This window comes from Lentzea waywayandensis (genome assembly GCF_900115955.1).
Classification (GTDB): Bacteria; Actinomycetota; Actinomycetes; order Mycobacteriales; family Pseudonocardiaceae; genus Lentzea; species Lentzea waywayandensis.
Genome location: NZ_FOYL01000022.1, coordinates 35,816 through 58,738 on the forward strand (window position 1 = coordinate 35,816; position 22,923 = coordinate 58,738).

14 protein-coding genes and 1 pseudogene are annotated in these 22,923 nt (G+C 68.3%); 5 read left to right on the top strand and 10 right to left on the bottom strand.

Annotated features, from left to right (window positions below; genetic code table 11):
• Window positions 1–69: 69 nt before the first annotated feature.
• A complete protein-coding gene (locus tag BM417_RS47370) occupies window positions 70–654 on the bottom strand; it encodes a hypothetical protein (RefSeq protein WP_143139096.1) in 585 nt (194 codons plus the stop codon).
• Between the two features lie 12 nt (window positions 655–666).
• The gene (locus BM417_RS44845) at window positions 667–1,941 is read right to left on the bottom strand and encodes a phage tail tip lysozyme (protein WP_177320973.1); all 1,275 of its coding nucleotides are present in this window, start codon (window positions 1,939–1,941) and stop codon (window positions 667–669) included.
• A 462-nt stretch (window positions 1,942–2,403) separates the two neighbouring features.
• Here BM417_RS44845 and BM417_RS49685 point away from each other — a divergent pair.
• A pseudogene (locus BM417_RS49685) lies at window positions 2,404–3,084 on the top strand (DUF6345 domain-containing protein).
• 891 nt (window positions 3,085–3,975) lie between these two features.
• Here the strand turns inward: BM417_RS49685 and BM417_RS44860 are convergent.
• The gene (locus BM417_RS44860; protein ID WP_093606232.1) at window positions 3,976–7,533 is read right to left on the bottom strand and encodes a S8 family serine peptidase; all 3,558 of its coding nucleotides are present in this window, start codon (window positions 7,531–7,533) and stop codon (window positions 3,976–3,978) included.
• 122 nt (window positions 7,534–7,655) lie between these two features.
• On the opposite strand from BM417_RS44860, the gene BM417_RS44865 reads away from it, so the two are divergent.
• Both BM417_RS44865 and BM417_RS44870 read left to right on the top strand, forming a co-directional pair.
• A complete protein-coding gene (locus BM417_RS44865; protein WP_177320974.1) occupies window positions 7,656–8,156 on the top strand; it encodes a SigE family RNA polymerase sigma factor in 501 nt (166 codons plus the stop codon).
• Window positions 8,156–9,223 carry a hypothetical protein gene (locus tag BM417_RS44870; protein WP_093606234.1) on the top strand — a complete coding sequence of 356 codons (1,068 nt, stop codon included), beginning with the start codon at window positions 8,156–8,158 and terminating at the stop codon, window positions 9,221–9,223. The genes BM417_RS44865 and BM417_RS44870 overlap by 1 nt, the downstream gene beginning before the upstream one ends.
• A gap of 276 nt (window positions 9,224–9,499) precedes the next feature.
• On the opposite strand, the gene BM417_RS44875 is transcribed toward BM417_RS44870, so the two are convergent.
• The 6 genes from BM417_RS44875 to BM417_RS44895 all read right to left on the bottom strand — a co-directional run bounded on the left by BM417_RS44875 (window position 9,500) and on the right by BM417_RS44895 (window position 20,337).
• The gene (locus tag BM417_RS44875; RefSeq protein WP_245822839.1) at window positions 9,500–10,117 is read right to left on the bottom strand and encodes an alpha/beta hydrolase; all 618 of its coding nucleotides are present in this window, start codon (window positions 10,115–10,117) and stop codon (window positions 9,500–9,502) included.
• Window positions 10,118–10,249: 132 nt separating this feature from the next.
• Entirely contained in the window at window positions 10,250–10,378 is a 129-nt protein-coding gene (locus BM417_RS50030) for a hypothetical protein (protein ID WP_281251412.1), read from the bottom strand.
• A gap of 51 nt (window positions 10,379–10,429) precedes the next feature.
• Complete coding sequence (locus BM417_RS44880; protein WP_093606235.1) at window positions 10,430–15,916, bottom strand: SAV_2336 N-terminal domain-related protein; 5,487 nt, start codon at window positions 15,914–15,916, stop codon at window positions 10,430–10,432.
• Window positions 15,917–15,919: 3 nt separating this feature from the next.
• Window positions 15,920–16,837, bottom strand: coding sequence for an AAA family ATPase (locus BM417_RS44885; protein WP_245822841.1), 918 nt, complete (start codon window positions 16,835–16,837; stop codon window positions 15,920–15,922).
• Window positions 16,834–18,819: a vWA-MoxR associated conflict system protein gene (locus tag BM417_RS44890; protein ID WP_093606236.1), complete on the bottom strand. Its 1,986-nt coding sequence runs from the start codon at window positions 18,817–18,819 to the stop codon at window positions 16,834–16,836. The genes BM417_RS44885 and BM417_RS44890 overlap by 4 nt, the downstream gene beginning before the upstream one ends.
• Before the next feature lie 15 nt (window positions 18,820–18,834).
• On the bottom strand, window positions 18,835–20,337 hold the full coding sequence (locus tag BM417_RS44895; RefSeq protein WP_093606237.1) for an esterase/lipase family protein: 1,503 nt from the start codon (window positions 20,335–20,337) through the stop codon (window positions 18,835–18,837).
• Between the two features lie 117 nt (window positions 20,338–20,454).
• Here BM417_RS44895 and BM417_RS44900 point away from each other — a divergent pair, with 117 nt between their 5' ends.
• The gene (locus BM417_RS44900; RefSeq protein WP_093606238.1) at window positions 20,455–20,997 is read left to right on the top strand and encodes a hypothetical protein; all 543 of its coding nucleotides are present in this window, start codon (window positions 20,455–20,457) and stop codon (window positions 20,995–20,997) included.
• 455 nt (window positions 20,998–21,452) lie between these two features.
• Entirely contained in the window at window positions 21,453–21,668 is a 216-nt protein-coding gene (locus BM417_RS49690) for a hypothetical protein (RefSeq protein ID WP_245822843.1), read from the top strand.
• On the opposite strand, the gene pdxY is transcribed toward BM417_RS49690, so the two are convergent.
• Window positions 21,623–22,474 carry a pyridoxal kinase PdxY gene (gene pdxY, locus BM417_RS44910; RefSeq protein ID WP_093606239.1) on the bottom strand — a complete coding sequence of 284 codons (852 nt, stop codon included), beginning with the start codon at window positions 22,472–22,474 and terminating at the stop codon, window positions 21,623–21,625. The genes BM417_RS49690 and pdxY overlap by 46 nt on opposite strands.
• Window positions 22,475–22,923 lie beyond the last annotated feature (449 nt).

A 22,923-nucleotide genomic window follows, 5' to 3' on the forward strand; every position in this document is an offset into this window, starting at 1 on the left:
CACTCGTCAGCTGCCGGACCACCGACTGGGGTGCTCCGAGGGCTTCGAGCCAGGCGTCCACGTGTCGGGTCAGGTGGCCTTGTCGGGTTTTTGTGTTTGGCGGCGGGGTTTTGTCGCCGGTTTCTGCCCGGTGGTCTTTTGGCTGGCGGGTTTTGGTGTCGCGGGCTTGGGCTTGGCCGCAGGGGGACTGGCCGCTGCCGCTTTGACTGCCGAGGCTTTGGCGGCTGAGGGACTGGCGGCTGGGGGACTGGCCGCTGGGGTGCTGGTTGCTGGAGCGCTGGTCGGTGGGGTGGTGGCCGCAGGAGTGGTGACCGCTGGGATGCTCGCGGCTGGTGCGCTGGTCGCGGTGATGCTGGCCGCCGGCGCGCTGGCTGCGGGCGGCTTGTACTTGGCCGATCCCCGCGGCCGCAACGGCAGAACCCCTTCGACGAACTCGAAGCCGGTCTCCGGCAGCGGATACGACTCCGCAGGTCGTCCGCGCCGGACGAAGCGGGCCTCCTTCACCGCGGTCGCCGCCTTCTCCGCCTCGTCCGCGGAGTCGTAGATCCGGCTGCCCCGCATCAGAACGCGCCGCCGGGTGCCGTCCGACTCGACCAGCTCCCACGAGTACCGGCCATCGGGCCGTCCGGCGATCTCGAACGAATATTCGGTCACAGCGCGGTCCTTTCAGCGAGTGGACGTGGAGCGGTGGATTCGCAGTGCCTCGGCGGCGTGCGTCCTGCGATGGCGCAGGACCGCCTGCACACCCGGATCGGACAAGGGCTTGTCGAGCACCGCCGCTGGGCGTTCGAAGCGCAGGACTACGACGTCGGACGCCTGGTTGGTCGTGACGCCGGGCGCTGTCAGCACGGCGTTGACGGAGCGGTAGTCGCGTCTCAGTTCGTGCACCAGGTAGTCGACCTGGGCGTCGAGGTCGAACAGGATCGCCGAGCCGGGGCGCCGTCCGTTGAAGACGTGGCGGAACAGTCCAGACCGGCGCTGGGGACTGGTCCACTGGGCCAGACCGATGCCGGGCGAACGGGGGCCGGTGCGGCGGCGGAAGTCGCGGTCGCGGATCTCGTCTGGCGTGAAGTCGCGCACCCTGCCCGTGAAGTCCCTCGCCCGCATCGGGGTGGCCTCGCGACTGCCCTCGATCCGGTTCGGCAGGACCGACGACTCGGCGATCAGGTTGCCGGCGATCCCCGCCGCGCCGTTCACCGGGAAGCCGTACCGGCGCACCAGCAGCTCCATCACCCGCTGGACCCGCGCCTGCAGCCCCGCCGGAACCGCGTGCAGCCCCGCCGGAACCGGTAGCAGTCCCGCCGAAACCGGGTGCGGGCCCGCCGAGCCCGGCCGCCGGTTCCGGCACTGCACCACCGCGAAGATCCGGCTTTGCGTGCCGCTCGGATCCAGCCGACCGTCGGGCCGCGTGCGCAGCCACTTCTCACCCACCGTCTGCCCGACGTTGCCACCGATCACGCGGATCCGGCCTGGACGCACCTCGACCACCACGTCGCAGTGCGTCGCCCGCCGCTGGTTGTCGCCGATGTTGTCGTAGGTGGCGCCGCTGTTCTGCCGCGCCGCGCACACCAGGTCGCCCACCGCCGGTTGCACCTCTATCGCCCGGTACGCCCAGAACGGGTTCGCGGTGTCGGCGCGCAGGCGGTTCTCGCGCGCCGCCCGGACATAGGTCTGGTGCGCCGCCGAGTACCGGAAGGTCGTCCCGGCTCCGGCCCTGCGCATCACGTAGGACACGAACACCGCACTCCACGGATGCGACGCCTGGTACGCGGCACTTCGCATCTCCTGGGCGGTCACGTCCCGTCCCACGCCCGTCCGGTAGTACTCCCGCAGGATCGGACTGGCCGCCGGTGACGTCTCCACCAGAGCCGCCCCGCCTCCTGGCCGCCACCGGCGGAACTGTTCACGGGCGACCTGGGCGATGGCCGCGCACAGAGGCATCAGCGGAGCCGGGCGAGGCGATGCTGACATCTCCCACTCGGGCTCCCGAATTCGCGCCGATCTGTAATCGGAGGTCGGCGGAAATTCATCCTGGCGATGTCGCCCACGCCGATCGAGCGCCAATCCTGGAGACGGCATTGTGCCCCCTTCGCGCTGTTCCTGGCTGTCCACCTCACTCTCCTGCAAGATTGGGGCCAGCAGAGGAGCGAAGAGATCGACAAGCCGGAGCGGTCGGCACCTGCCGCGCGGTGCTGGATGATTATTGTGGCGGATCGGGTGCAATCTGAAACAGGGGCCTTGGTCCCCCTTCCGTGCTCTCGCGAGGGTTAGAGGACCGTGCTCGCAGTATTCGAACCGTTGCGCTCGGTGAGATTCGGCGAAAATTCCATCCGACGCAGAGCGTCATAGCTGTTCCAGATGAGTTCCGCGTTCTACTCGTTATTGATGCTTTGTGGAGGTCTGATGACGATCGGTATTGAGTGGGTCAACAACTACCACTCGGCGAGTTCGAACTTGGCCAACAACGACGACAACGCACGAGGCATCTACGGCCGGTTGCACGGGCAATGTCAGGTCGAGTACGGCGACGACCTGGCCTGGGACCAGGACTTCGAGGAGGCGGAAGCTGGCACGCCGAGCGCGGGCAGCGACCAGATCTACGCGGACGACGTCGACATCGTCTTCTTCTCCGGGCATGGCATGCGCTTCGGAGCGTCATTCGGGGTTAAGACGCTCGATGACGGGGTTGCTCGTGCTTCGAACATGCGCCTCGGGAACAAGGATCTCGAATGGCTGGTGGCCGACGGGTGCGAGATGCTGGCGGACGACACCGGCACGGTGTTCAGCAGGTGGGGCCGGCCGACGTCCCGCGGTCTTCACTAAATCCTCGGATTTCACACTGTCGCCTACGACCGCAAGGATCGCGGCGAGCAGTTCGCTGATCGTCTGAACCAAGGCTGGACTGTGCGGGAGGCCTGGATTTGGGCCTGCATCGAGAGCGAGGATGACGACGTTTCCTTTGCCTACCGGCGGGCTGATGCCGAAGGCACGGACACCTACAACGACCATTGGCACGGCAAGGGGTTCGTGAGTGGCGACCCGGCGCAGCCCACGGTCCTGTTCTATTTGCGCGGAACCTGTTGATGAGTGATCGGAGGTGGATCATGCCCGACTTCGCCCGACGAGTCCACGTTGACGTCGACCGGCCAGTGGGTCCGGTCACCGTCTACCGGACGACATGTGGTCCTGTTTCGTCTGCGGAACTCAGGCAGGAGCTCGTGCGGCTGTGGGAGCGTTGGTGAGAGGCTTTCGCCATGTGTTCCAGCGCTATCTCGTGCCTGTCTACCTGGCAGAAGGCGTGGTGGAGGGCTCCGAGCTGGACGCGGACGTGTTCCGGATCTACATTCCTGCCGTCGACATGGACGCCAAACGCATGAAGGAACTGGGAGTAGTGCTTCGTGATGCACCCCGAGCTGCTCGGCCAGCCGCCGGATTGCCGGCTTGGGATCCGGCTCCCGATACAGCCGGACCGCTCGAGCCCTCAACTCGTCGGGTACTTCTTCGGTGCTGCCACTGATGACTTCCTTCAGGTCCTATCGGACCGTGCTTGAAAGTCTCCGAGCTACCGTAGAACCTCAGGTCAAGGCGTTTCGCGGCGAACTGTTGGACCGCACGCTGATCTTAAATCAGATCCACCTGTGGCACGCGCTGCGTGAGTACGGGCGGCATTGCAACGGGCCTCACCATAGATCGACAGGACCGTGTCGGCGGAGTCATCCACGAGTACCACCATCCCGCTCAACTTGCGTGGATGCAGTTTCGGCACGCAAAGCGCTGCCCCCGTTCACATGACGCGGTCGCGCCTGTTGCATGACCTGCAGCGCCGCAGTCGCCGACGAGTGCTCGGCGGCTTGATCAACGTGTACGAACCTGCAGCGGCCTGATACGCAGGTCAGGCCCACCGGACCACGTTTGACACCCCACAAGCTGCGCGGCGGACGCTGTCGCGACCGCCGCGCAGTCAGAAACCGCGGGTCAGTTCACCTGGTAGGCCCTGATGACCGTCTGGGTCACCGTGTTGCCGTCCTGGTCCGCGGCGTTCGCGCGCAGCGACACGAACCCCGACGCCGGGTTCCGGATGAGCGCCAACCAGGTGCCGTTCACGTGCAGCACCGGCACCCGCTGCCAGGTCTGCCCATCGTTGCAGGACACCTCGACCTGCTTCGGCTCGGCCCTGCCGCCCTGTGCGCCCGACTGGCGGTCAACGCGCAACGGCACCGAGAACAGTGCGTTGCGGGGCGCGTGGTTCCTCAGGTCGAGTTCGGGGTCGAAACCGATCGACAGCAATGGCAGTGGTGTGGCGGCGGTGGTGTGCCCGGACCGGAAGCTCCATTCCGCGCTGACCTTTGTGGACAGCGGCCATCCCGGGTTGCTTCGGCTCGCCTCGGCGGCGAGCCGGTAGTTCGCCGCGCCCGCGGGCACCGTGAACTGCCCGCTGCCGGGTTGGCCGCTGCGGGCGATCTCCTTGCCGTCGATGTGGAGCACGGTGTCGCCGGTGTCACTGGAACCGGGGAACCCGGCGTGGCCGGCCGAGTCGGAGAACAGCGGCAGACGGGTGTTGATCTTCTCGCCTTCGCGGTACGCCAGGTGCGGCTCGGTCGAGAATAAGCCCAGCGACCCGGTGACACCCGGCCCGATCACGGCCTTGCCCCAGTCCACAGTGGCCTTGTCGCCGGGCTTGAAGGTCCGTTTGGCGGCCGCGTAGTCCTGCGCGGCACCGCCCGCCAGCACGCTCACGGAGTTCGCCCAAGTGGCAGGGGAGTAGTACTCGGTCCGCTCCCGGGGAAGCGGAGTCGGCGTCGACTCCAGCGCGCCCTCCAGGTCGTACTTCCCGTCGGTGGCGAACATCGACGCGTAGCCCACACCTTCCGCCGGCGCCCGATAGGTCGTCTTCACCGTGGCCAGATCGCTGTTGCGCGGCCGGTAGGTCACGTTCGCCGGAATGTCCCCGTAGCTGGGGAACACGAGCTCGTACCGGTACGGGCTCACCGGCAAGCCGGTCAACGTCACGGCCGCATTCGGCGACTTCGCCAGCCGAGCGCCCTCGGGGCCGAACGTGGCTGTCAACGGGAGTGGCGGCGCCTCCATCAACCGCACGGGGCTGCCGGAGAAGTGGAACAGCGCGGAGTTCGCCCCCGCCTCGGCGATCGCACGCACCCGCGGGCTGAACTCGAGGCCTTCACCTTTGCCCAGGGTGAACACCGCGAGTTTGCCCTTGAGATCGGCCGCGGCGATCTCGCCGGGTGTGGCATGCCCAACGTCCACAGCGGACAGTGCGCGAGAGCCGGCCGGCTGCGGCGAGCCCCATATCCACTCCACGGGGACCTCGAACGACTCGGGCCTGTCGACCGTCAGCCGGACCTGGGGCCGTTCGAGCTTCATCCGGTCGAAGTAGCGGAATTCCTTGGTGTGCTTGGTGGTGGGCGCGGTGTAGTCGTTGTAGTCCGACATGCTGTAGTAGCCCACTCCACGTGCTCCGGTGTCGACGACCATCCCGTTCGTCCAGGAGAACGGGCGGGCGTCCTTCTCATCGGTCTGCACGGTGACTTTCTTGCTGTTCCTGGCGTCCAGCGTGACCGTGGTGTCCTTGTGCAGGTCGACCTCCGGATCGGCCACCCTGGTGCTCGTCGGCAGGGGCTGACCGGGCACCGCGGTCTGGATCGTGCCCAGCACGGCGTACCGGCCCGCAGGCAGCCGCACGGTGCTGTTGTTCCCCATCAGGTCGAAATCGTCCTGGCCCGTGCCCAGCGGAACCCACATCGCGTTCGCCAGCAGGCCGTCGGCCGGCGCAGCGCCGTTCTGGTCGATCAGCCTCGTCGTCAGGTCGTAGCTTTCCGGTTCCTTGTACGCGCCGACCGGCGTCTGGATCACCGTGTCGCCTGCGCCGCTCTTGGCAACGAGCCTGCCGCCGTGGACACCGATCTGGGCGGCGGAGTGGTCAAAGGTGACCGACACCGTGGCCTCGCCGTTGGCGGGCACCACGACCTGGTCGACGTTCGTGCGGAACGCCGGGACGTCCATGCTCAGCTGCAGCGAAACCGGTGTGCTGCCGGTGTTGCTGTACGTGATCTGCTTGGTCAGCGTGGGCTGGTTGTACGGCCACCGCACGAAACCGAGGCTCAGGCTCCCCGTGCTGGGGATGATCGTCTGCCTGGATGCCCGGCCCACGTCGAGCCGGCCGGAGCCCTGCTGGTAGATCGTGGCGTCGATCGGGGTCGCGCTGCCCATCAGCGCGGCCTTGATCTGCCGGCCGGTCCAGTCCGGATGCTGCGCGGCCAGGATCGCCGCGGCACCAGCCACGTGCGGCGTCGCCATGGAGGTACCGGTCAGCCGGGCGTGGTGCTCGTCGACAGCGCGGTCGGCGAGCGTGCCCTCGGCCCGTGCGGCCACGATGTCCTCACCGGGCGCGGAGATGTCCGGTTTGACGGCGTAGTCCTTGAACCGCGGTCCGGGCTGCGAGAACCTGCTGTACTTGTCCTGCTTGCTCACGCTGGCCACGGCCAGCGCGGCGTCCGCGGACGCCGGGCTCGCGACCGGCCTGCTCTGGCCGTCGTTTCCGGCCGCGACCACGAACAACGTGCCCTTCTCGGCCGAGAGCCGGTTGACCGCGATCTCCAGCGGGCTGCTGACGCTGTCACCGGACCCGCCACCCAGACTCATGTTCACGACCTTGGCGCCGCTGTCCGCGGCCCACTGCATGCCCGCGAGGATCGCGTCGAACGGGCAGCCGCCCGTCTGGCAGACCTTGCCGATCAGCAGGTCCGCGCCCTTGGCGACGCCGGTGTACTTGGCGCCACGGCCGGCGACGGTCGACGCCACGTGCGTGCCGTGCCCCACGTTGTCGACGATGCCTTCTCCGGTGAAGTCCTTCTCGCCCTTCACGATCCCGGCCAGGTCAGGGTGTTTCGGGTCGTAGCCGGTGTCGAGGACCGCGACCGTCGCGCCCGCGCCGGTGTACCCGGCCTGCCAGGCGGTCGGCGCGCCGACCTGCGGCACGCTCACGTCCAGTGACGGATGAACCTTGCCGTTGAGCCAGATCTTGCCCACGTCGGCCTTGTCGAACAGTTCCGCGGCCTTGTTCTTCGGCGTGGCCACCGCGGAGAGCCCGACCGTCGGCAGTTCACGGGTGATCTTGCCGAGCGTCCGGGCACCTGAGGACTCGACCAGCAGCGGGATCTCAGGCGTGTGGGCGTCGTCGTAGCCCAGGTCGATCAGGCCGGTCACGTCGAACAGCTTGCGATCCAGTCTGCCCGCCCGGATCAGCGGCTCGGCGACCGATGGGATCACCGTGACGCCCTTGGCGCTGACCGACTTGATGAACCGCACCGGCCCGAGCCGGGCGGCCGGCTGGATCTTCGCGTCCCAGGAGCCGTCCTTCCTGGTCACGGTCACCTTGTCGCCGGTGATCAGCGTGACCGTCCTGGGCGCCTCGGCCGGCGCCGGTGTGGGTTGTCGTGCGGCTGCCGGCAAGACGGCCACACCGGTGGCCACGACGGCGAAGACCGCCGCATGGATGAAACCGCGTTTGTGCACAGATCGCCCCTTGTGACGTCGGCTGGTATTTCCCCAGTACCTCTATGACTCGTCGAGTGGATCAACCTGTTTATTCGGGAAGCCGGTAAACGGATCGCCGTCGACGTGAGTCTTCAAAGGTGATGGCTGACTACGACGACTTCGCCCGAGCGCAACTACCGCGGTTGCTGCGGTACGCGACGATGCTCACCGGCGAGCGGGAGCAGGCGGCTGATCTGGTGCAGGACGTGCTGGTCAAGGTGTACCGGCACTGGTCCCGGATCAGCGGCACGGATCACCCCGACCGGTACGTACTGCGGATGGTGACCAACGGCTACCTGTCCTGGCGACATAGCTGGTCCGCACGTGTGTTCACGTCGGGTGACCTTCCCGATGAGGCACAGGCGGACGATTTCGCGTCGGACCACGCCGCGCGCGAGGACATGTGGCAGCGCTTGGCGCGGCTGCCCAAGCGCCAGCGGGCTGTGGTGGTGCTGCGGTACTACGAGCAGCTGCCCGACTCCGAGATCGCCGGGTTGCTCGGCTGCGCCCAGGCCACCGTCCGCGCACACGCCCACAAGGCATTGGCCGCACTGCGAAACGGCTTGGCCATCGAGCAGATGGCGGAGGCCAGGGAGACGTGATGAACATCGAGAACCTGATCAAGGACACCTTCACGGCGCGCGAACACGACGCGCCCGACAGCGATGCTGTCCTTGCCGCGGCGCGCCAACGCATCGACAGCAGGCGCTCCGGGCTGAGCCGGCCGTTGGCGGTCGCCGCCGGGGCGACCGTGCTGACTCTCGGCGCGGTCACCACCGTGGTGCTGAACCGGCCGGATCCCGTGGAGCAGTCCCAGACGATCGCCACCGCCAACGGATCTCAAGGCAGCCAAACCCCGGCCCCTACCGGCCAGGCCGCGGCGGGTCTGCAGATGCCCTACTCCCTCGGCTGGCTCCCACCGGGCGCAGTCGCCTACCGGGCGCACCGCATCAACGTCGGGTCCAGCGCGGCCAACCCGGACGCGCCCCTGTACGGCGGCGAGTACATGCTGACCGTCACGGCCGACGGCCAGGTCCTGGAGGTCGACGTTCAGCAGTTCCGGATGGTGCCGGTGGACCAGGCGACGTTCAAGTCGGGTCCAGGGAAGTCCGTGACGGTCAAAGGGCAGCGCGGGGTCGAGAGTTCGGTGTCCACCGGGCCGGGCGGGTACGAGCTGTACGTTGCGCACCCCGACGGCGGTTCGATGTACGTGCACGTGTCCGCCGCGCCGGGCAGCAACGCGCCCGCGCAGCAACTCGTCGACGCCGGCCGCCGGATCGCGGAGAACATCCAGTTCCCGGGCACGACGACCGTCACCCCGGCGTACGGCCTGCGCGACCTGCCCAACGGGATGCGGATCTGCGCCTTCAGCGTCGACCAGGGACTGGGCCTGGACCGGTCCGCGGCGGTGCCGGGGGCCAACACGAGCTACTCGCTGGGCACGTGCACCGTCCAGCCGACGGTCTTCGTCAACAGCGCTGTCGTCGGCGAACCGACCGGCACACCGGGACAACCCGTGCAGGGCCACGCGACCCGCTACGTCGACGACAACGGCTACCGCCAGTTGTGGGTCCTCGACGCGCTCGGGGGAGCCCCGGTCGTCATCGCCGGCCGGATACCCCAGGCCGACCTGTACGACATCGCCAACCGGCTCGTTCTGCCGCGCTGACCGCGGCTCGCACAGGGGTCACCCCAGAACCTGTTGCCGTCACTGGGGGTACAGGTTCTGGGGTGACCGGGATGGAGACGCGACTCCGGTGAGGTACGCGGGTCCGCGCTCCGCAGGCGACCCTGACCAGATCACCGCAGGAGCTTGTCTCGGTTCTCGGCCACCTGCGGGCACTGCACGACCACGTCCTACGCGACGCTAGATCGACTTGAGGACGCGGACGCGGTCGGCGGTGGCGCGCCGGGCCACGTCGGAGTCGAAGGTGATCGAGTCGAACTAGTGCGGTGCGCCGGGGTGCAGGTGGAACTCGACCGGTACGCCGGCGCGGCTGAGCTTCGTCGCGTAGGCCAGGCTCTCGTCGCGGAAGACGTCGAGCTGGCCGACCTCGACGTAGGCCGGTGGCAGGCCGGCCGCGTCCTCCAGCCTGGCGGGTGCCGCGGTGGCCGGGACGTCGGGGCCGCCGGCGGCGTCGCCGAGCAGGGCGGGCAATGCCGTGAGGTTGTCGTCGTAGGACCACAACGCGTAGGGCGCGACGTGCGGGGCGATCTCGGTGGTGCGGTCGTCGAGCATCGGCATGATCAGGATCTGCCTCGCGATGACCGGGCCGCCGCGGTCGCGGGCGAGGATCGACAGCGCCGCCGCCATCCCGCCCCCGGCGCTGTCGCCCAAGACGCCGATTCGTGCGGGGTCGACGCCCAGTTCGGTGGCGTGGTCGTGCAGCCGGCGCAGTGCTGTGTAGGCGTCTTCGAGCGGGGTGGGAAAGGGGTGTTCGGGCGCTCGGCGGTACTCGACGGACAGCATTGGCACACCGGTCGTGGACACGTAGCGGGAGACGGGGCCGTCGAACAGGTCGATGTGGCCGAGGATGTGCCCGCCGCCATGGAAGAACAGCACGGCGGGGCCCAGGGTCGCGCCTTCCTTGGTGTACCAGCGCAGCGTGATCTGTGCGCCATCGGGGCCAGCGCGGTGGCGATCCCGGGATCCAGCCCGAGTGACATGGTCTTTCTGCTGTCGGGTGGAGGGTTGTCAGATGCCGGAGACGAGGAAGACGACCTTGCCGCGGACCCCACCCGAGGCGGCCTGGACGTGGATCGCCTGCAGCTGGAGTCGTCCACGACCACGACGTTTCCGTTCGAGCGCGTCGCGGAGGCTCACACAGTGCGGGCGAAAGCCCGATTTGCGCGGCGGCGTCGTGCTCCTCGCTGATCAGGCTGGGGCGGACAGCACCCTGATCAGCGTGGCGAGGTTCGGCACGGAAGGCAGCAGGTAGGTGAGCTCGTTGATCCACGCCAGGCGCTCGTACGCCTCCGGCAGCACCAGACGAGCGTCTCCGGCGCGCACCCGTGCCACCACCTTGTACAGCGCGGCCAGAGGGTGCGGTTCCAGCGCCGTGACGGCCTGGAAGATCGCCTGCGGCGTCGCGGCAGGGGCCAGCCGGCGCAGCAATTCCGTGGCGAGCTCAGGGTTTTCCTGTGCGTCCAGCACGAGGTCGAGGACGTCGGAGTCCTCCTCGGCGAGCAGCAGCATCGCGTGCACTGCCCGGTTGTCCCGGACGTTCTTGAGGACTTCTCGGTCCAGTAGTTCGTCGCGTCGCGTCGCGAGAAGCTCTCGCCTGCGTGCGGGGGTTGCGTCGACGAACTCGTCGGCGAGGCTCGCCAGCAGCCACGGCCGGTACGCCTGCTCGACGCCCTGCTGCTGGGCGGTGGTGCGCCTGGACTGGATGATCTGCGCCTCGACGAGACTTGCTCCGTACAACGCCTCGGTGACCGCTACGTCCGCATCGGACGAGAGCAGTTCGGGATGGCTGAGGAGGAAGGCGCGTTCCTCGGCGTACGTGCGGGCGAACACCCAAGCGCGGGCGGTCCGGAGAAGCGTGCGATCGACGGTCAGCCAGTCCGGCGTCGTGTCCCAGGGCCAAGGGCCCGAGTCGTAGTGGCGGCGCGCGATCTCGTGCACGTCGTGGATCGCCTGACGGGACTGACCGACGTGCGTGAGCGCCCGGGACAACCACTTGGCGGCTTGGGGATCTCCGGCTCGCGCGGAGGCCGCGCGCAGCATGAGGAGTGTGGCGAGCGTTGGACCGATGAGCCGGGAGGTCACTCGTTCCCAGGTCTCGTCCACGATCTCCGGCTGCCGCAGGCCTGCGGAGACCGTGTCGAGCGTGAACAATGCCGCGGGGAGGGTGGTGGTCAGTTCTTGCGCGTTCTCCGGCAACAAGCACACCTCGACGGCGCGCAGCCCGGTCGCCACCGCCTCCCTCGGCTTGCCGGCATCACGCTGGCGGCGCATCAGGAGGTGCAACGCCTGACCGTGCACCCGCAGGCCGTCCGCGAGGTCGGCGGCCTGACGTGCGGTGTTCAGTGCGTCTTCGGTTCGGTTGATCAGGCTGTAGGCGGTGCTGAGGCTCAGCGCGGCGTCCGCGAGCTGGGGACGGAACGCCGCGTGCCGGCCGAGCGTGCCGCTGATCTCGGCGGCCTGCTGCGTGGTGCTGTCGGCGTCCGCCAGCCTGCCGAGCGTCAGGTAGTCGAGGCTCAGCTCGACCAGCGCGCCGACCAGAGCCGAGAGGCTCACCGGGTTCGTCTGGGAGAGCGCGTAGTACATCTCGACGGCCAGCTTGGAGCGTTGCATGGCCTCGTACCGCAGCCCGGTTTCGCGGCAGCGCGCCGCCAGACACATCGTCGCGCGCGCCAGCGGGGCGCCGTCCTCGACCGCGGCCACGGCGTCACGTGCGGTGGAGAGTGCTTCGTGGCGGCGGTTGAGCATCGCGTAGATCTCGCTGAGGTCGACCAGCGCGCCGCTGAGGTGGGAGGAGTAGGTCGGATCGTCATCACTGTGCGTGGTCGTCTTGGCGATGCGCTGAGCAAGTCGTTTTTGCGCAAGGCTTTCCGCCGTCGTCGGAGTCGCGGCGACCAGTTCGCGGTACCGCACGACGGCTTCTTCCGCGCGCGCAACGGCCTGCTGTAGCCGTCCGGCCTCGCGGTACCGCCAGCCGAGCTGGAGGAGGACATGAGCGAGGTCCGCCAGGTGCATCCGGGACGTCGGCACCAGCGCGCGGAAGTGCTCAGCCGCCTCCTCCAAAGGCGCGACGGCCTCGTCGCCACGACCCCACTGCGTGAGTTCGTTCGCGACCGTCGTGGCAGCGAACGCGATGTCCGGCAGGAGCGTCCTGTTCATCATGGCCAACTCGCGCAAGCCGTCCAATGCGAACCCACCCGCATTGCCGCAGTGCCGCCACGCGTACCGCCGCAGGTAGCCCGGCACGTTCGGCGGCACTCCCGCCTCCATGCGCTGCCGGTACAGCTGGATCAGCGCGTTCGCGACCAATTCCGCACCGGGCGCGAACACCCCGTCGCGGCTCGGAGCGAACGGCATCCGCAGGTGGTCGGCGAACGTCTGGTGCGTGAGCTTGAAGACCGTGCTTCCCTCCTCGCTGTCCTGGAGAACCTGCGGTCCCAGTTCGGTGAGCACGGCGTTGATGTCGTCGTGGCTGAACGTCTGGTTGGACAACGCCTCCGCCACCGCGAGCCACTCAGCCTCGGGGAATCCCGCGCCGTAGCTCCATGTCAGCGCGGTCAGCAACGCCCGCGCGGACGGCACCTTCGAGAGCTCGCGGTCGAACGCGGCATCCAGCGAGAACCCCACATCGGCACCACCGTCCGCGAGCACCTGCTCGGTGACCATCCAGGCGGTCAGGAACGGCAGTCTCGCCAGCTCGTCCACAAAGGACTGCGGGGCGTCAGGGCCCAGCCGTGCCAGCACATATGCGCGGACGTCGGGTTCGTTGTTCGAGTCGTCGAGGTCGAGCACCTCGACCGGTGACAGCTCGGTCAGCAGTGGCGCGCCACCCCCCACTCGGTGGGCCTGCCGGGTCGACACGATCACCGTGCAGTACTGCGCGATGCGGGTGAGGAGCGTTGTCGCGATCGAGAACGACTCACCTCGCGCTTCGTCCAGCCCGTCCACCACGACGACCGGTGTCGCGTCCGTGTGCCGAGCAAGAACTCCCACCAGTTCCGCCGCGTCGCGCCCGGACTCTTCGGGAGGTGGGATCAACCCGGCGGTCACCATCTGCCGGCTGATCACGTCGGCGACCCGGTTCGCGTCCATCGCCCGCACGTGGACGTTCGCCACGATCGAGTTCTCGCCGGGATCGGTGTGCCTCCAGGCCCGCCCGGCTGCGTACAAACGCGCACGTTCCACGGGGTTCGACAGGCTCACCACGCGGCCGACGAGCGCGGACTTGCCGGTGCCCGGTGAACCCGTGACGACCCGGAGACCGGGTACACCGGATCGAACCCAGCCGACAACGCGGTCGACCTCCGCCGTGCGGCCGCTGAACCACGAACGGCCGTTGGGCGAGTCGCCGCCGCGTGCCGCGAGCAGCAGGTGCTTCACGATCGACGGCGGTCTGTACAGCGGGTTCGGCAGCATCGGCTGGGCCGAGCCGTACTGCATGAACTGCGGCCGCTGCAGGTCGTTGTCCCATCCGTTCAGGAGTGCGGCTCCGAACGCCCCACCGTCGACCAGCGGCGTGCGGTCACTCCAGCGCCAGACGTCTTCGGCTGTCCTCGGCCCGACAGTGAGCAAGCGGCGTAGTGCGCGGCCGAACACACCTTCACGGGCTGTCTCGACGCTCGAACACGACATCAGCACGCCGGCCCAGTGCACCTGGCCCGCCAGCAGCTCCTCCTGGATCGCGGAGACCGTGCGGACGGCCTCGTCGAGCTGGTCGCCCGAGTAGCAGGCGTCGATGATGATGAGCACCTGGTGCGCACCCGACGCGGCACACCACAGCGCGAACTCGTGCAGCATGATCCCGTCGACCACGCCGTCGTTGTCCCTGGCCAGGAGCCTGAGGTTGCCCGCGACGGGGATCGCGTGCCCGCTCCACAACGCCACCAGCGCGCCGCCGTCCTGCGGCTTGGTGCGCAGCGCTTTCATGTGCGCGCGGATGTCGGCCTCGGTCGGGTCGGTCAGCGGCTCGCCTACGAGGCCCCTGAGCAGGGCGCCGAACGCCCGCACGTCGCTCGTGGCGTGTGGCAGTGGCTGCACCAGCTCGTACGAGCCGACACCGATGCCGACGAACCTCCCCTTCATCAAGGTGTCGGCGGTCGGTACCGGCGGAGGCACCTGTTGTTCGGGCTCGGGCAGCAGGACCGTGAGGGGCTCGGGCTCGGGTGACGGTTCGAGCAGCTCCGCGGCTTTCCGTGCCGCGCGGGCGAAGGGCCGGAGGTGCTCGGGCACCGTCAGTTCGCCGGCCTCGTCCAGCACGACGGCGGTGACCTCGCCGAGCGCCGAAGCCTCCGACCGGGTGTAGTCGGTCAGCGCGTTGACGAGGGTCCAGGTGTCCAATGTGGACGCATAGGTCAACAGCTGCTCGCTGACCCCGTCGCGGAGCGCGACCATCAGCTCCTCCGGCGTCGACCCGGCGGCCTCGTGGAACAGGCCGCTGGTCAGCACCTCGGCGAGGTCGGCGGGCTGTGCGTCGGGTACTAGCTCGCGCTGGATGAAACGCAACACCCGCACGTGCAGGATGTCCTGGTTCGCACAGAGGACGGCGATGCGCCACGCGGGGCCGGACGCGGTGAGGCGGAACGACTCCACGAGCTCCCTTCCGTCCGGCGGGTCATCGTCGAGGTAGTCGAGGTCCTCGGAGGACAGGTCGCCGGCGGGGGAGAGCAGGACGCCGTCGCATCCGGTGGGGTCCTTGGCCATCGCGGTGCGAGCCCACTGGGCCAGGGAGGTGACGGACAGGCCGACTACCGGCAGCGGAAGCCAAGGGGGTTCGCCGGGTTTGCGGCGCAGGAGCGGGGACAGGCCGAACTTGAGGTTGCTGTTGGGCGCTCCCGGCCTCGACTGGCGAAGACGGCTGGCCGGCTGGTCGAGCCCGGTGCGGCGCCACAGCTTCTGCGGCAGCGGGTTCAGCAGCAGGGTGTGCGTGGCGGAACCCCAGTCACGCAGCACCGACCAGATATCCTCGCGATACCAGCCTTCCGCGACGCAGTCGGACACGACGATCACGAGCCGCCGCTGGCGCGGGTCCCGCAGCGCACGCGGCTTCAGGCTGACCTCGTGCGTCTTGTGCAGCAACGGTTTGACCTGGTTCGGATCGATGTACCACTTCTCGACGGTCCGGAACGCGCCCATGCGGCGGAGCACGCTCATCAGCTCGGTGACAGTGTCGTCCCACGCCGCCATGGACGCGGATCCGTCGACCACCACGTCGACGTTGAACCAGCGCTCCTTCGCCGGGACGAGCACCGGGGTGAGGAGGTTGGTCGCCACGTAGTGCTCGATCGTGTCGTCGACGGAGAGCTCGCGGCGGGTGATGTTGAGGAACCGCTGCTTGAACGGACGAAGAGCGCGGGCGATGTCGAGGGTCTGCGCGAGCGCCCTGCCGGTGGGCAGCCCGGTCCGCGACCCCTGCCGGGCACCGGTCTCGTCGTCCTGCACCGGCGCGACGACGTCATCCTCGTTCGGCGGCTCCGGTTCCTCCAGAGGCGGCTTGTCCCATCGGGGTGAGTCGAGCTCCGGCATGGCCGGCGGCAGGGTCGCGTCGGGTGGTTTCGCCGGCGGGGGCGCGATCTCGGGTTCCGGCTGCATGGCGCGGGCGAGCCACAGCACGTCCGCGACCGACATCGCGTCGATGTCGGCCGAGAACGCCGTGAGGCCGCGGATCAGCCGGTCGAGCACGGCTCAGGCTTCCGAGAGGGCGCGCAGCAGGAGCTTCGACAGGGCTTGGCGTTGCTCGCCCTCCAGTCCGTTCACGAGGTAGATCGCGTTGAGCAGCTGGTCGGTCGCGACGGTCCGGCCGCTCGTCAGTTCCTGCATGAAACTGGTGAGCAGGTCACCCGCCTGCGCTGCCGCTTTGTCGCCCAGGTGCGCGCCCACGATCCTGGTCAGGTCGTTGACGTCCGGCTTCGGGACCTCGAAGCGGATGCAGCGCCGCAGGAACGGGGCGGGGAAGTCCCGTTCGCCGTTGCTCGTCATCACGATCACGGGGAACGTCGTGCACCGCACCTTGCCGTTGGAGATCAGGGCGGTGCCCTCGCCCCCGGCCTGGCGGACCTTGATCTGCTCGGTCTTGTGCCTGGAGAGCTCGGGAATCGTGTACTCGCCGCGTTCGAGGACGTTGAGGAGGTCGCTCGGCAGGTCGATGTCGCTCTTGTCGATCTCGTCGATCAGCACGGCGCGGGGCCGGTCTCCTGGCAGCAACGCGGTGCCGAGAGGACCGAGCTCGACGAAGCGGCCGATGTCGTCGGCCTCGTCGTGCTGGGTCGCGTCGAGCCTGCCCAGCGCGTCGTAGCGGTAGAGCGCGTCGGTGAGCGTGCTGCGGGAGGTGATGTGCCAGCGCAGCACCGTGCCGAGCTTCAGCTCGGTCGCGATCGAGTCCACCACCGTGGACTTGCCGGATCCCGGTGGCCCGGTGAGCAGCAGCGGGCGGTGCAGGCACAGCGCGGCGTTGACCGCGTCGACGAGTCCGGGCGGTGGCTGGAAGGTGCTCGCCGAACGTTTCTCGGTCAGCGGGAACTTCCGCCACGGCGGCGGCGCCGGCAGCGTGACGTCCCGCGCGATGTTGTCACCGCGGTAGTACGGCTCCCACGCCATGATCATCCTCCCGATCGTCCGAGGCTCGGCTGTGTCCTGAGATAGCTGCGGCAGAACGCCATCCAGTCCTGGTCGTCCCACACGGCCCTCACGACCGCAAGCGCCGGCGGCTCGTCCTGCGTCCAACTGGCGCGGTAGGCGTTGGCGAGGGCGCTGGGCAGCGACTTCCAGTGCAGGCGCAGCTCCTGGTCGATGTCGTCCCACGCGCATTGGTCCTTGCCGGGCCACAACAGCACCGGCGAGAACGACAGCAGCGTCGCCAGCAGGTCGTCGCACTGGTCCGGAAGGAAGCGCAGCCCCATGGCGCCCTGGTGCTTGCCGCTCGCCAGCAGCTCGCGGACCGTGTCGACGTCGCCGGTCTGGTGGGACTTCAGCCAGACCAGCGCGTCCGCGCCGCGCTGGTCGATGAACTCCCACCGCTGGGGCGCCTCGGACAGCATCCTGAGCATGTGGCGCCGCGAGCCGAGGCGTCCGCTCCACCGGACCACGACGTCGTGCCGCAGCCCGATCTTGCTGACCAGCGTGGTCTCCTCCGGGCGCCAGTGCGTCAACAGCGACGTCGGTACCGCGATCTCGACCTGTTTGAGCTCGTCGTTCTCGTCGGTGGCTTCGTAGATCGCCCACGCCAGCAGCTCGCCCACCGCGGCCTCGGCGGAGCTCTGCGTCGGCTCGCACGGTTCCGTTCTCTCATCGATCTGCTTGTCACCGTCGAACAGCCACGCCATGACCGAGGTCGGCCACTGCCCGGTCAGCGAGCCGTGCAGGCTGATCCGGAGCCGCCACTGCGTGGCGTTGCGGCGTTTGTCTGCCGCCTGGAGCGTGTCGTTCGCCCGGACCTCGTCGAGCAGGCCTACCGCCCAGGCGTAGAACCTCGGGTGCAGCACGTCCAGTCCTGCGTTGAGTGCGACGGTCGCGATGTAGTCGACCATCGCGGTCTTCCAGCTGTCGTTGCCGGGGGTGCGATGCAGGAACACGTGGGCGAGGTAGTCGGTCACCGTGATCGCGTTCACCGGCCCGGGCTTGCCGGGGAACGTCGTGATCATCGCCGCGCCCAGTCGTTGCGACGTGAGGTGGTGCGGCATCCAGCTCTTGACGAACGCGCCCGCCTTCAGCACTTCGCACAGGCCTCGCAGCACTACGCCGAGCTCGGAGACTTGGCCCGCGGCGGCCAGCATCGTGCCCAGGCCACTCACGTTCCACCGCTCGGGTTCAGGCGGCGGGGCGTCGAGCCGGGCCAGGTACGCCCGCACGACCGTGATCGCGGCCTCGCCCAGCACCACTTCCGCCGCGTCCGCGGAGGACACTTCGTGTGCCGTCACCTCGTATGGCCTGTACCGCGACCTCTCGTGCATGAGGAAAAGGCCGACGTCGACGACCTGGGTCAGCGCGCCCTTGACCACCCCGGTCAGCTGGGACAGGCCTCGGGTGACGGAGTCGTCGAACGTCAGGCGGTGTCTCCCTGCGGCCATCCCGGTGCACTCGATGAGGACGCAACGTCCCTTCGCCACCCATTCGGCCAGCTTGGCGGCCATGTCGTGCACGTCGTGGCCGGGCGGCAGCAGCCCACCGCTGAGCAGTTCCCAGTCGTCGGGACCGGGATCACCGCCGAGCGACTCGACGTCGTGGTCGAGCCGTACCGCGATCATCGCGTGCCGTTCCAGCAGCACCACCAGCGTGCGAAGACGCGCTCGCTGGCACAGCGCCGCGAACAGCAACGTCAGTTCGAGGCAGTTTCCGCCGCGGAGCATCTCCCACGGCTGCCTGATGACCTGCTCGTCCTGGTGGTAATCGGCGAAGTCGACCAGCGAGGTGTCGTACGGAATGCCTTTGGCGGCGAGGAACTCGTACACCCGGCGAACGGTCGCGAGGCGATCGCGGCGCAGCTCGGCGTCGACGTGGGGTTCGTCGAACACGCGGATCGTGTCGGCCACATGGACGTAGCAGGCAAGCCGTGCCGGCTCGTTCTTGTTCCACTTCTGCCAGTCCACACGCCCACCACTGTTTCAGCAGACTTCGACGACGTCGCTGACCGAGCACCCTGCCCAGTCGACCTTGAGCTCGTGGGTGCCGACGGAAAGCCCCCTCACGCGATATCTGTATCCCTCTTCGGTTTCCGACAGTTCGACGGGTACATCCCGAGAAATCGTCAAACGGGGAGGTTCGGTTACATCGGCACCGTTCAGCACGCAGTCGATCGTGACCGGTTCGCCGCTCGGGCTGACCTCGTCGACGCGGACGTCGAGGGTGACTTCCGCCGGCCTGGCGGCCTCTTCCCATTCCCTCTGTTCGGGCCCCTGCAGATCGGTGAGGCCGCCGGAGCCCATCATCAGCGTTTTCACCAGACTGGCCAACGTGTTCGGGACGGTGTGCATGGTGGAGTGCTTTCCGTTCTCCCACCACCACGGGCCGTCGTCGGAGAGCTCGATGGGCAGCGCGGAGAGTTCGGGCACGGTGCCGTCGCCCGTGCCGAACGCGAGGACGTCCGGTTCGTCCGACGCGAGCTCGGTCGACGCGCTCAGCGTGGTCTCCCCGACGACAGCCGACTGCAGGGTGCTCTGTCCGTGGCCGATGATCGGCCGCATCCGCACGAGCTCGTCGAGCCGCCTTCCCTGATGCGAGGAACGCTCCGGATCCATTGCGCGGTGGAAGTCCTCGTAGGCGTCGCGGGCGCGGGCGACGTCGAGCCCTCCGACGTTCCCGGTCAGCTCGCTCACCCGCACCACCGGCCCTCCCGGCCGCTGCGCCACCATCGGGTAGCGGGGGAGGAGCTGATAGACGGAGGTGAAGTTCCTGAGGACCTCGGACATCGCGGTGAAGTCGATGCCGAACAGGCTCAAACCGTTGGCCAGCATGTGCACCGCCTTGACCGAGCCGCGGAACGGGGTGCCGAAGGTGATGAACGTGCGGCAGTCCCGCCAGCCGCCGAGCACGTCGAGGTAGTACTTCGCCACCAGCCCGCCCATGCTGTGGCACACGAGAACGACCTTCGGCCCGCCGCCGATCTGGTACGCGCGCCACTTCGCCAGCTCGCGGTCGATCAGCGTCTTGAGCCCGAGCGCGGACACCCTGTTGTCCCGCCGCCAGTCGTAGGCGAACTCGAAGTAGTTCGCCGGCGCACCACCGGCGTCGGCGGGATCCCCGTGCCGGAGCTCGAAAGCCGCGTCGAGCGCCCGCCGCAGCGGCGTGTACTGGTTGAGCGTCGCGAACCCCGGCAGAGCGACCGGTGTGCTGATCAAGCCGGTCGCGACCACTCCGTCCCGGTGGTCGGGGTCATCGAGCTTCCCCCGGTCACCGGTGAGCCTGGCGAGCACGTCGTGCCGGTCGCGCAGCAGCGAACCTGCCATGCCGATCGACGGTTCCCAGACCGGCCCGTCCTGATCACGCAGCACGCTCCCGCCGATACCGGGCAGCACGACGATCATGTCCTTGAACCGTGCCCGTTGCGCCACGTCGTCCTCCACGCGTCCAGGACCGTTGAGCGTAGGCAGCGCGGCGAAAGCAGGCATCGCAATTCAGCGAGCAGACGAGAGCATCACCCGATCGGTGGCACGACCTGCTCACGCCCACCGACGAGCGGCCGATAGCAAGGTAGTCGCAACTCAACACGAACGAAGGGCTCGACCGTGGCCGACCGCCTGCAAGCGCTGATCGCCGTGTACCAGAGCGATCGGTCCGACCGCGTCACGACGCTGACCGTCAGCCTCGCCACGATGGGCGCGGCGGTCACCTACCTCGTAGGCATGATCGCCTTCTACGACAAGCTCGAGCTGTTGGGCTGGGCGATCAGCCTGTTGCCGTTTCCGCTCGTCTGCATCGCGGCCTTTCACTCGCAGCTGCTCAACCTCGCCGCGGTCCGAGCACGGTCGATCCTCACACTGGAACGGGAGATCCTCGGCGACGCGATGCCCGCATCCGTCGGCGCCACGGCAACCGAGCTCGCCACCAACATCCATACCGCCCCTGTGCCGCACCGCCTCACCTCGCTGATCTCGTACGGCGGAGTCGCCCTGATCAACCTGACCTTCATCGTGCTCATGCTGGTGAAGGCGGCGCGCCACCTGCAGGGGTGGGTGGCGGTGCCGGCAGTCGTCTACGCAGTGCTGTTGGTTCCCATTGCGGCTGCCTGGCGGCACAGCACGCGCAACCTGGATCCGCGCCAGATCTAGCGCCCTGTGCGATGTCAATCGGATCCAGCTGTCGGGAAGGATTGGACGATTCCTCGCCGTTCGTTGTTCCGCAATGCGGGCGGCCTGGCCGGATTGCGGTGATCGCGCCATTATCTTTTCGTGCTCAATATTGAAAGAATGGACTTCGGCTCGGTTTCCGGTTCTGAACCAGTGCGGACCCGTGGGCGACGCTGGACGATCTGCGTGGTATCGAGGTCAGCGAAGTCCTGGAAGACGGCGTCGGCGCGGTAGCGGACGCTGTTCGACTGAGGACAACCAGGATCCTGAGACATCACGCGGCCGGCAGTTCGGCAATGCGGAGAAGTTCGTCGGTCCATTGGGCGGCCAGATCGTGGATGAGTTCTTCGACATCGGGAAGTCGCGGTCGGCGCCGTGGGAGCGACGGGACGAGGCTTCGCGGTTGTTGGCGGCGTTGGTTCGGCAATCAGTTCTCGTTGATCGCTCCGCGGTTCGAGGCGTACGGCGTTGACCTGTGGGTGCCGGAGTCGGGCGCCAAGTACGACTTGCGGAACCCGTCGCACAAGATGCTGATGAGCGTGCTCGGTGGCATGAGCGAGTCCGAGCGGTCGCGGGTCGTCCTGCGCGGCGATCGCGCGACGCGGGCTCAGCGCACCTGCTCGGCCTTGAACTGCATCCGCGGCGTCGCGTAGAACTCCTGGGCCTGCACCAGCCGCAGCTCGCGCTCACCGGAGCGGTAGGTCAGGTCGATCAGGTCGAAGACGCTCGACGCGGTGCGCTCCAGCGCCAGCGCCGCGTCCTTCGTCTGCACGTAGTGGGCGGTGAACAGCGCGGCTGTGACGTCGCCGGACCCGTTCGCCTTGAACGGCAGGAGCGGGGTGCTCACGAGCCACGACCCGACGGTGTCCACAACGAGCATCTCGATCGTGCCCTCCTCCCGGTCGGGCCGCTCGACGCTCGTGACCACCACGGTCGACGGGCCCATCGCGCGGGCGAGGTCGGCCGACGCCAGCGTCTCCTCGACACTCGCCGGCTCGGTGCCGGTGAGGAAGCCCAGCTCGAACTGGTTCGGGGTGATGATGTCGGCCACCGGCACGACCCTGTCGCGCAACAACACGGGGATCTCGGGCGCGACGAAGCACCCGGACTTGGCGTTGCCCATCACCGGGTCGCACGCGTAGAGCGCCGCCGGGTTCGCGGCCTTCACCCTGCGCACCGCGTCGATGATCACATCGGCGATGCCAGTGCCTCCCTGGTAGCCGGACAGCACGGCGTCGACCTGCGGGAACACTCCGCGTTCCTCCACCCCGAGCAGGATCTCGGCCACGTCCGACGGCGGCAGGAGCGGACCGCGCCACGCGCCGTACCCGGTGTGGTTGGAGAAGTTCACCGTGGGGATCGGGACGACCTCGACCCCGAGGCGCTGCAGCGGGAACACGGCGGCGGAGTTGCCGACGTGGCCGTGGGCGACAACCGACTGGATGGACAGAACCTTCATCCGCCCACCCTAGAACGCCCACCTTGACGTCGTGGTATCGCTGGGCCACGTTGGTGTTGGTGGCGCATCTGTTCCTGGTCGTCACGCTCGCCGCTGAGCGTGCCGGCCCGGTCTCGGCGGAGATGGTCCCGTTGACCCGCAACGAGATCCGGCACTTGTTCATCCGCCTGGTCATTGTTCCGACCAGATATCCCCTGGACTGCCTGCACTGGTCGGAGTGGCGCCGACGGCATCAGTACCGTGCCCGACACGCTCGCGTTGGATTGGTGCACTGATGTGAAAGTGGCCGAAATGTGAATTACCGAGGACGCCTTCAAGCCAGCCGGTTGATTCTAGTCGCCGTGCAGCAGCTTCGAAGCCTGAACGCCCTCGGCCGGCGTCATCACGACGCGGCGGGGCGATCGTCACGTACGTGGGTGCCACCTAACGCGGCAACGGGGACAGCCACG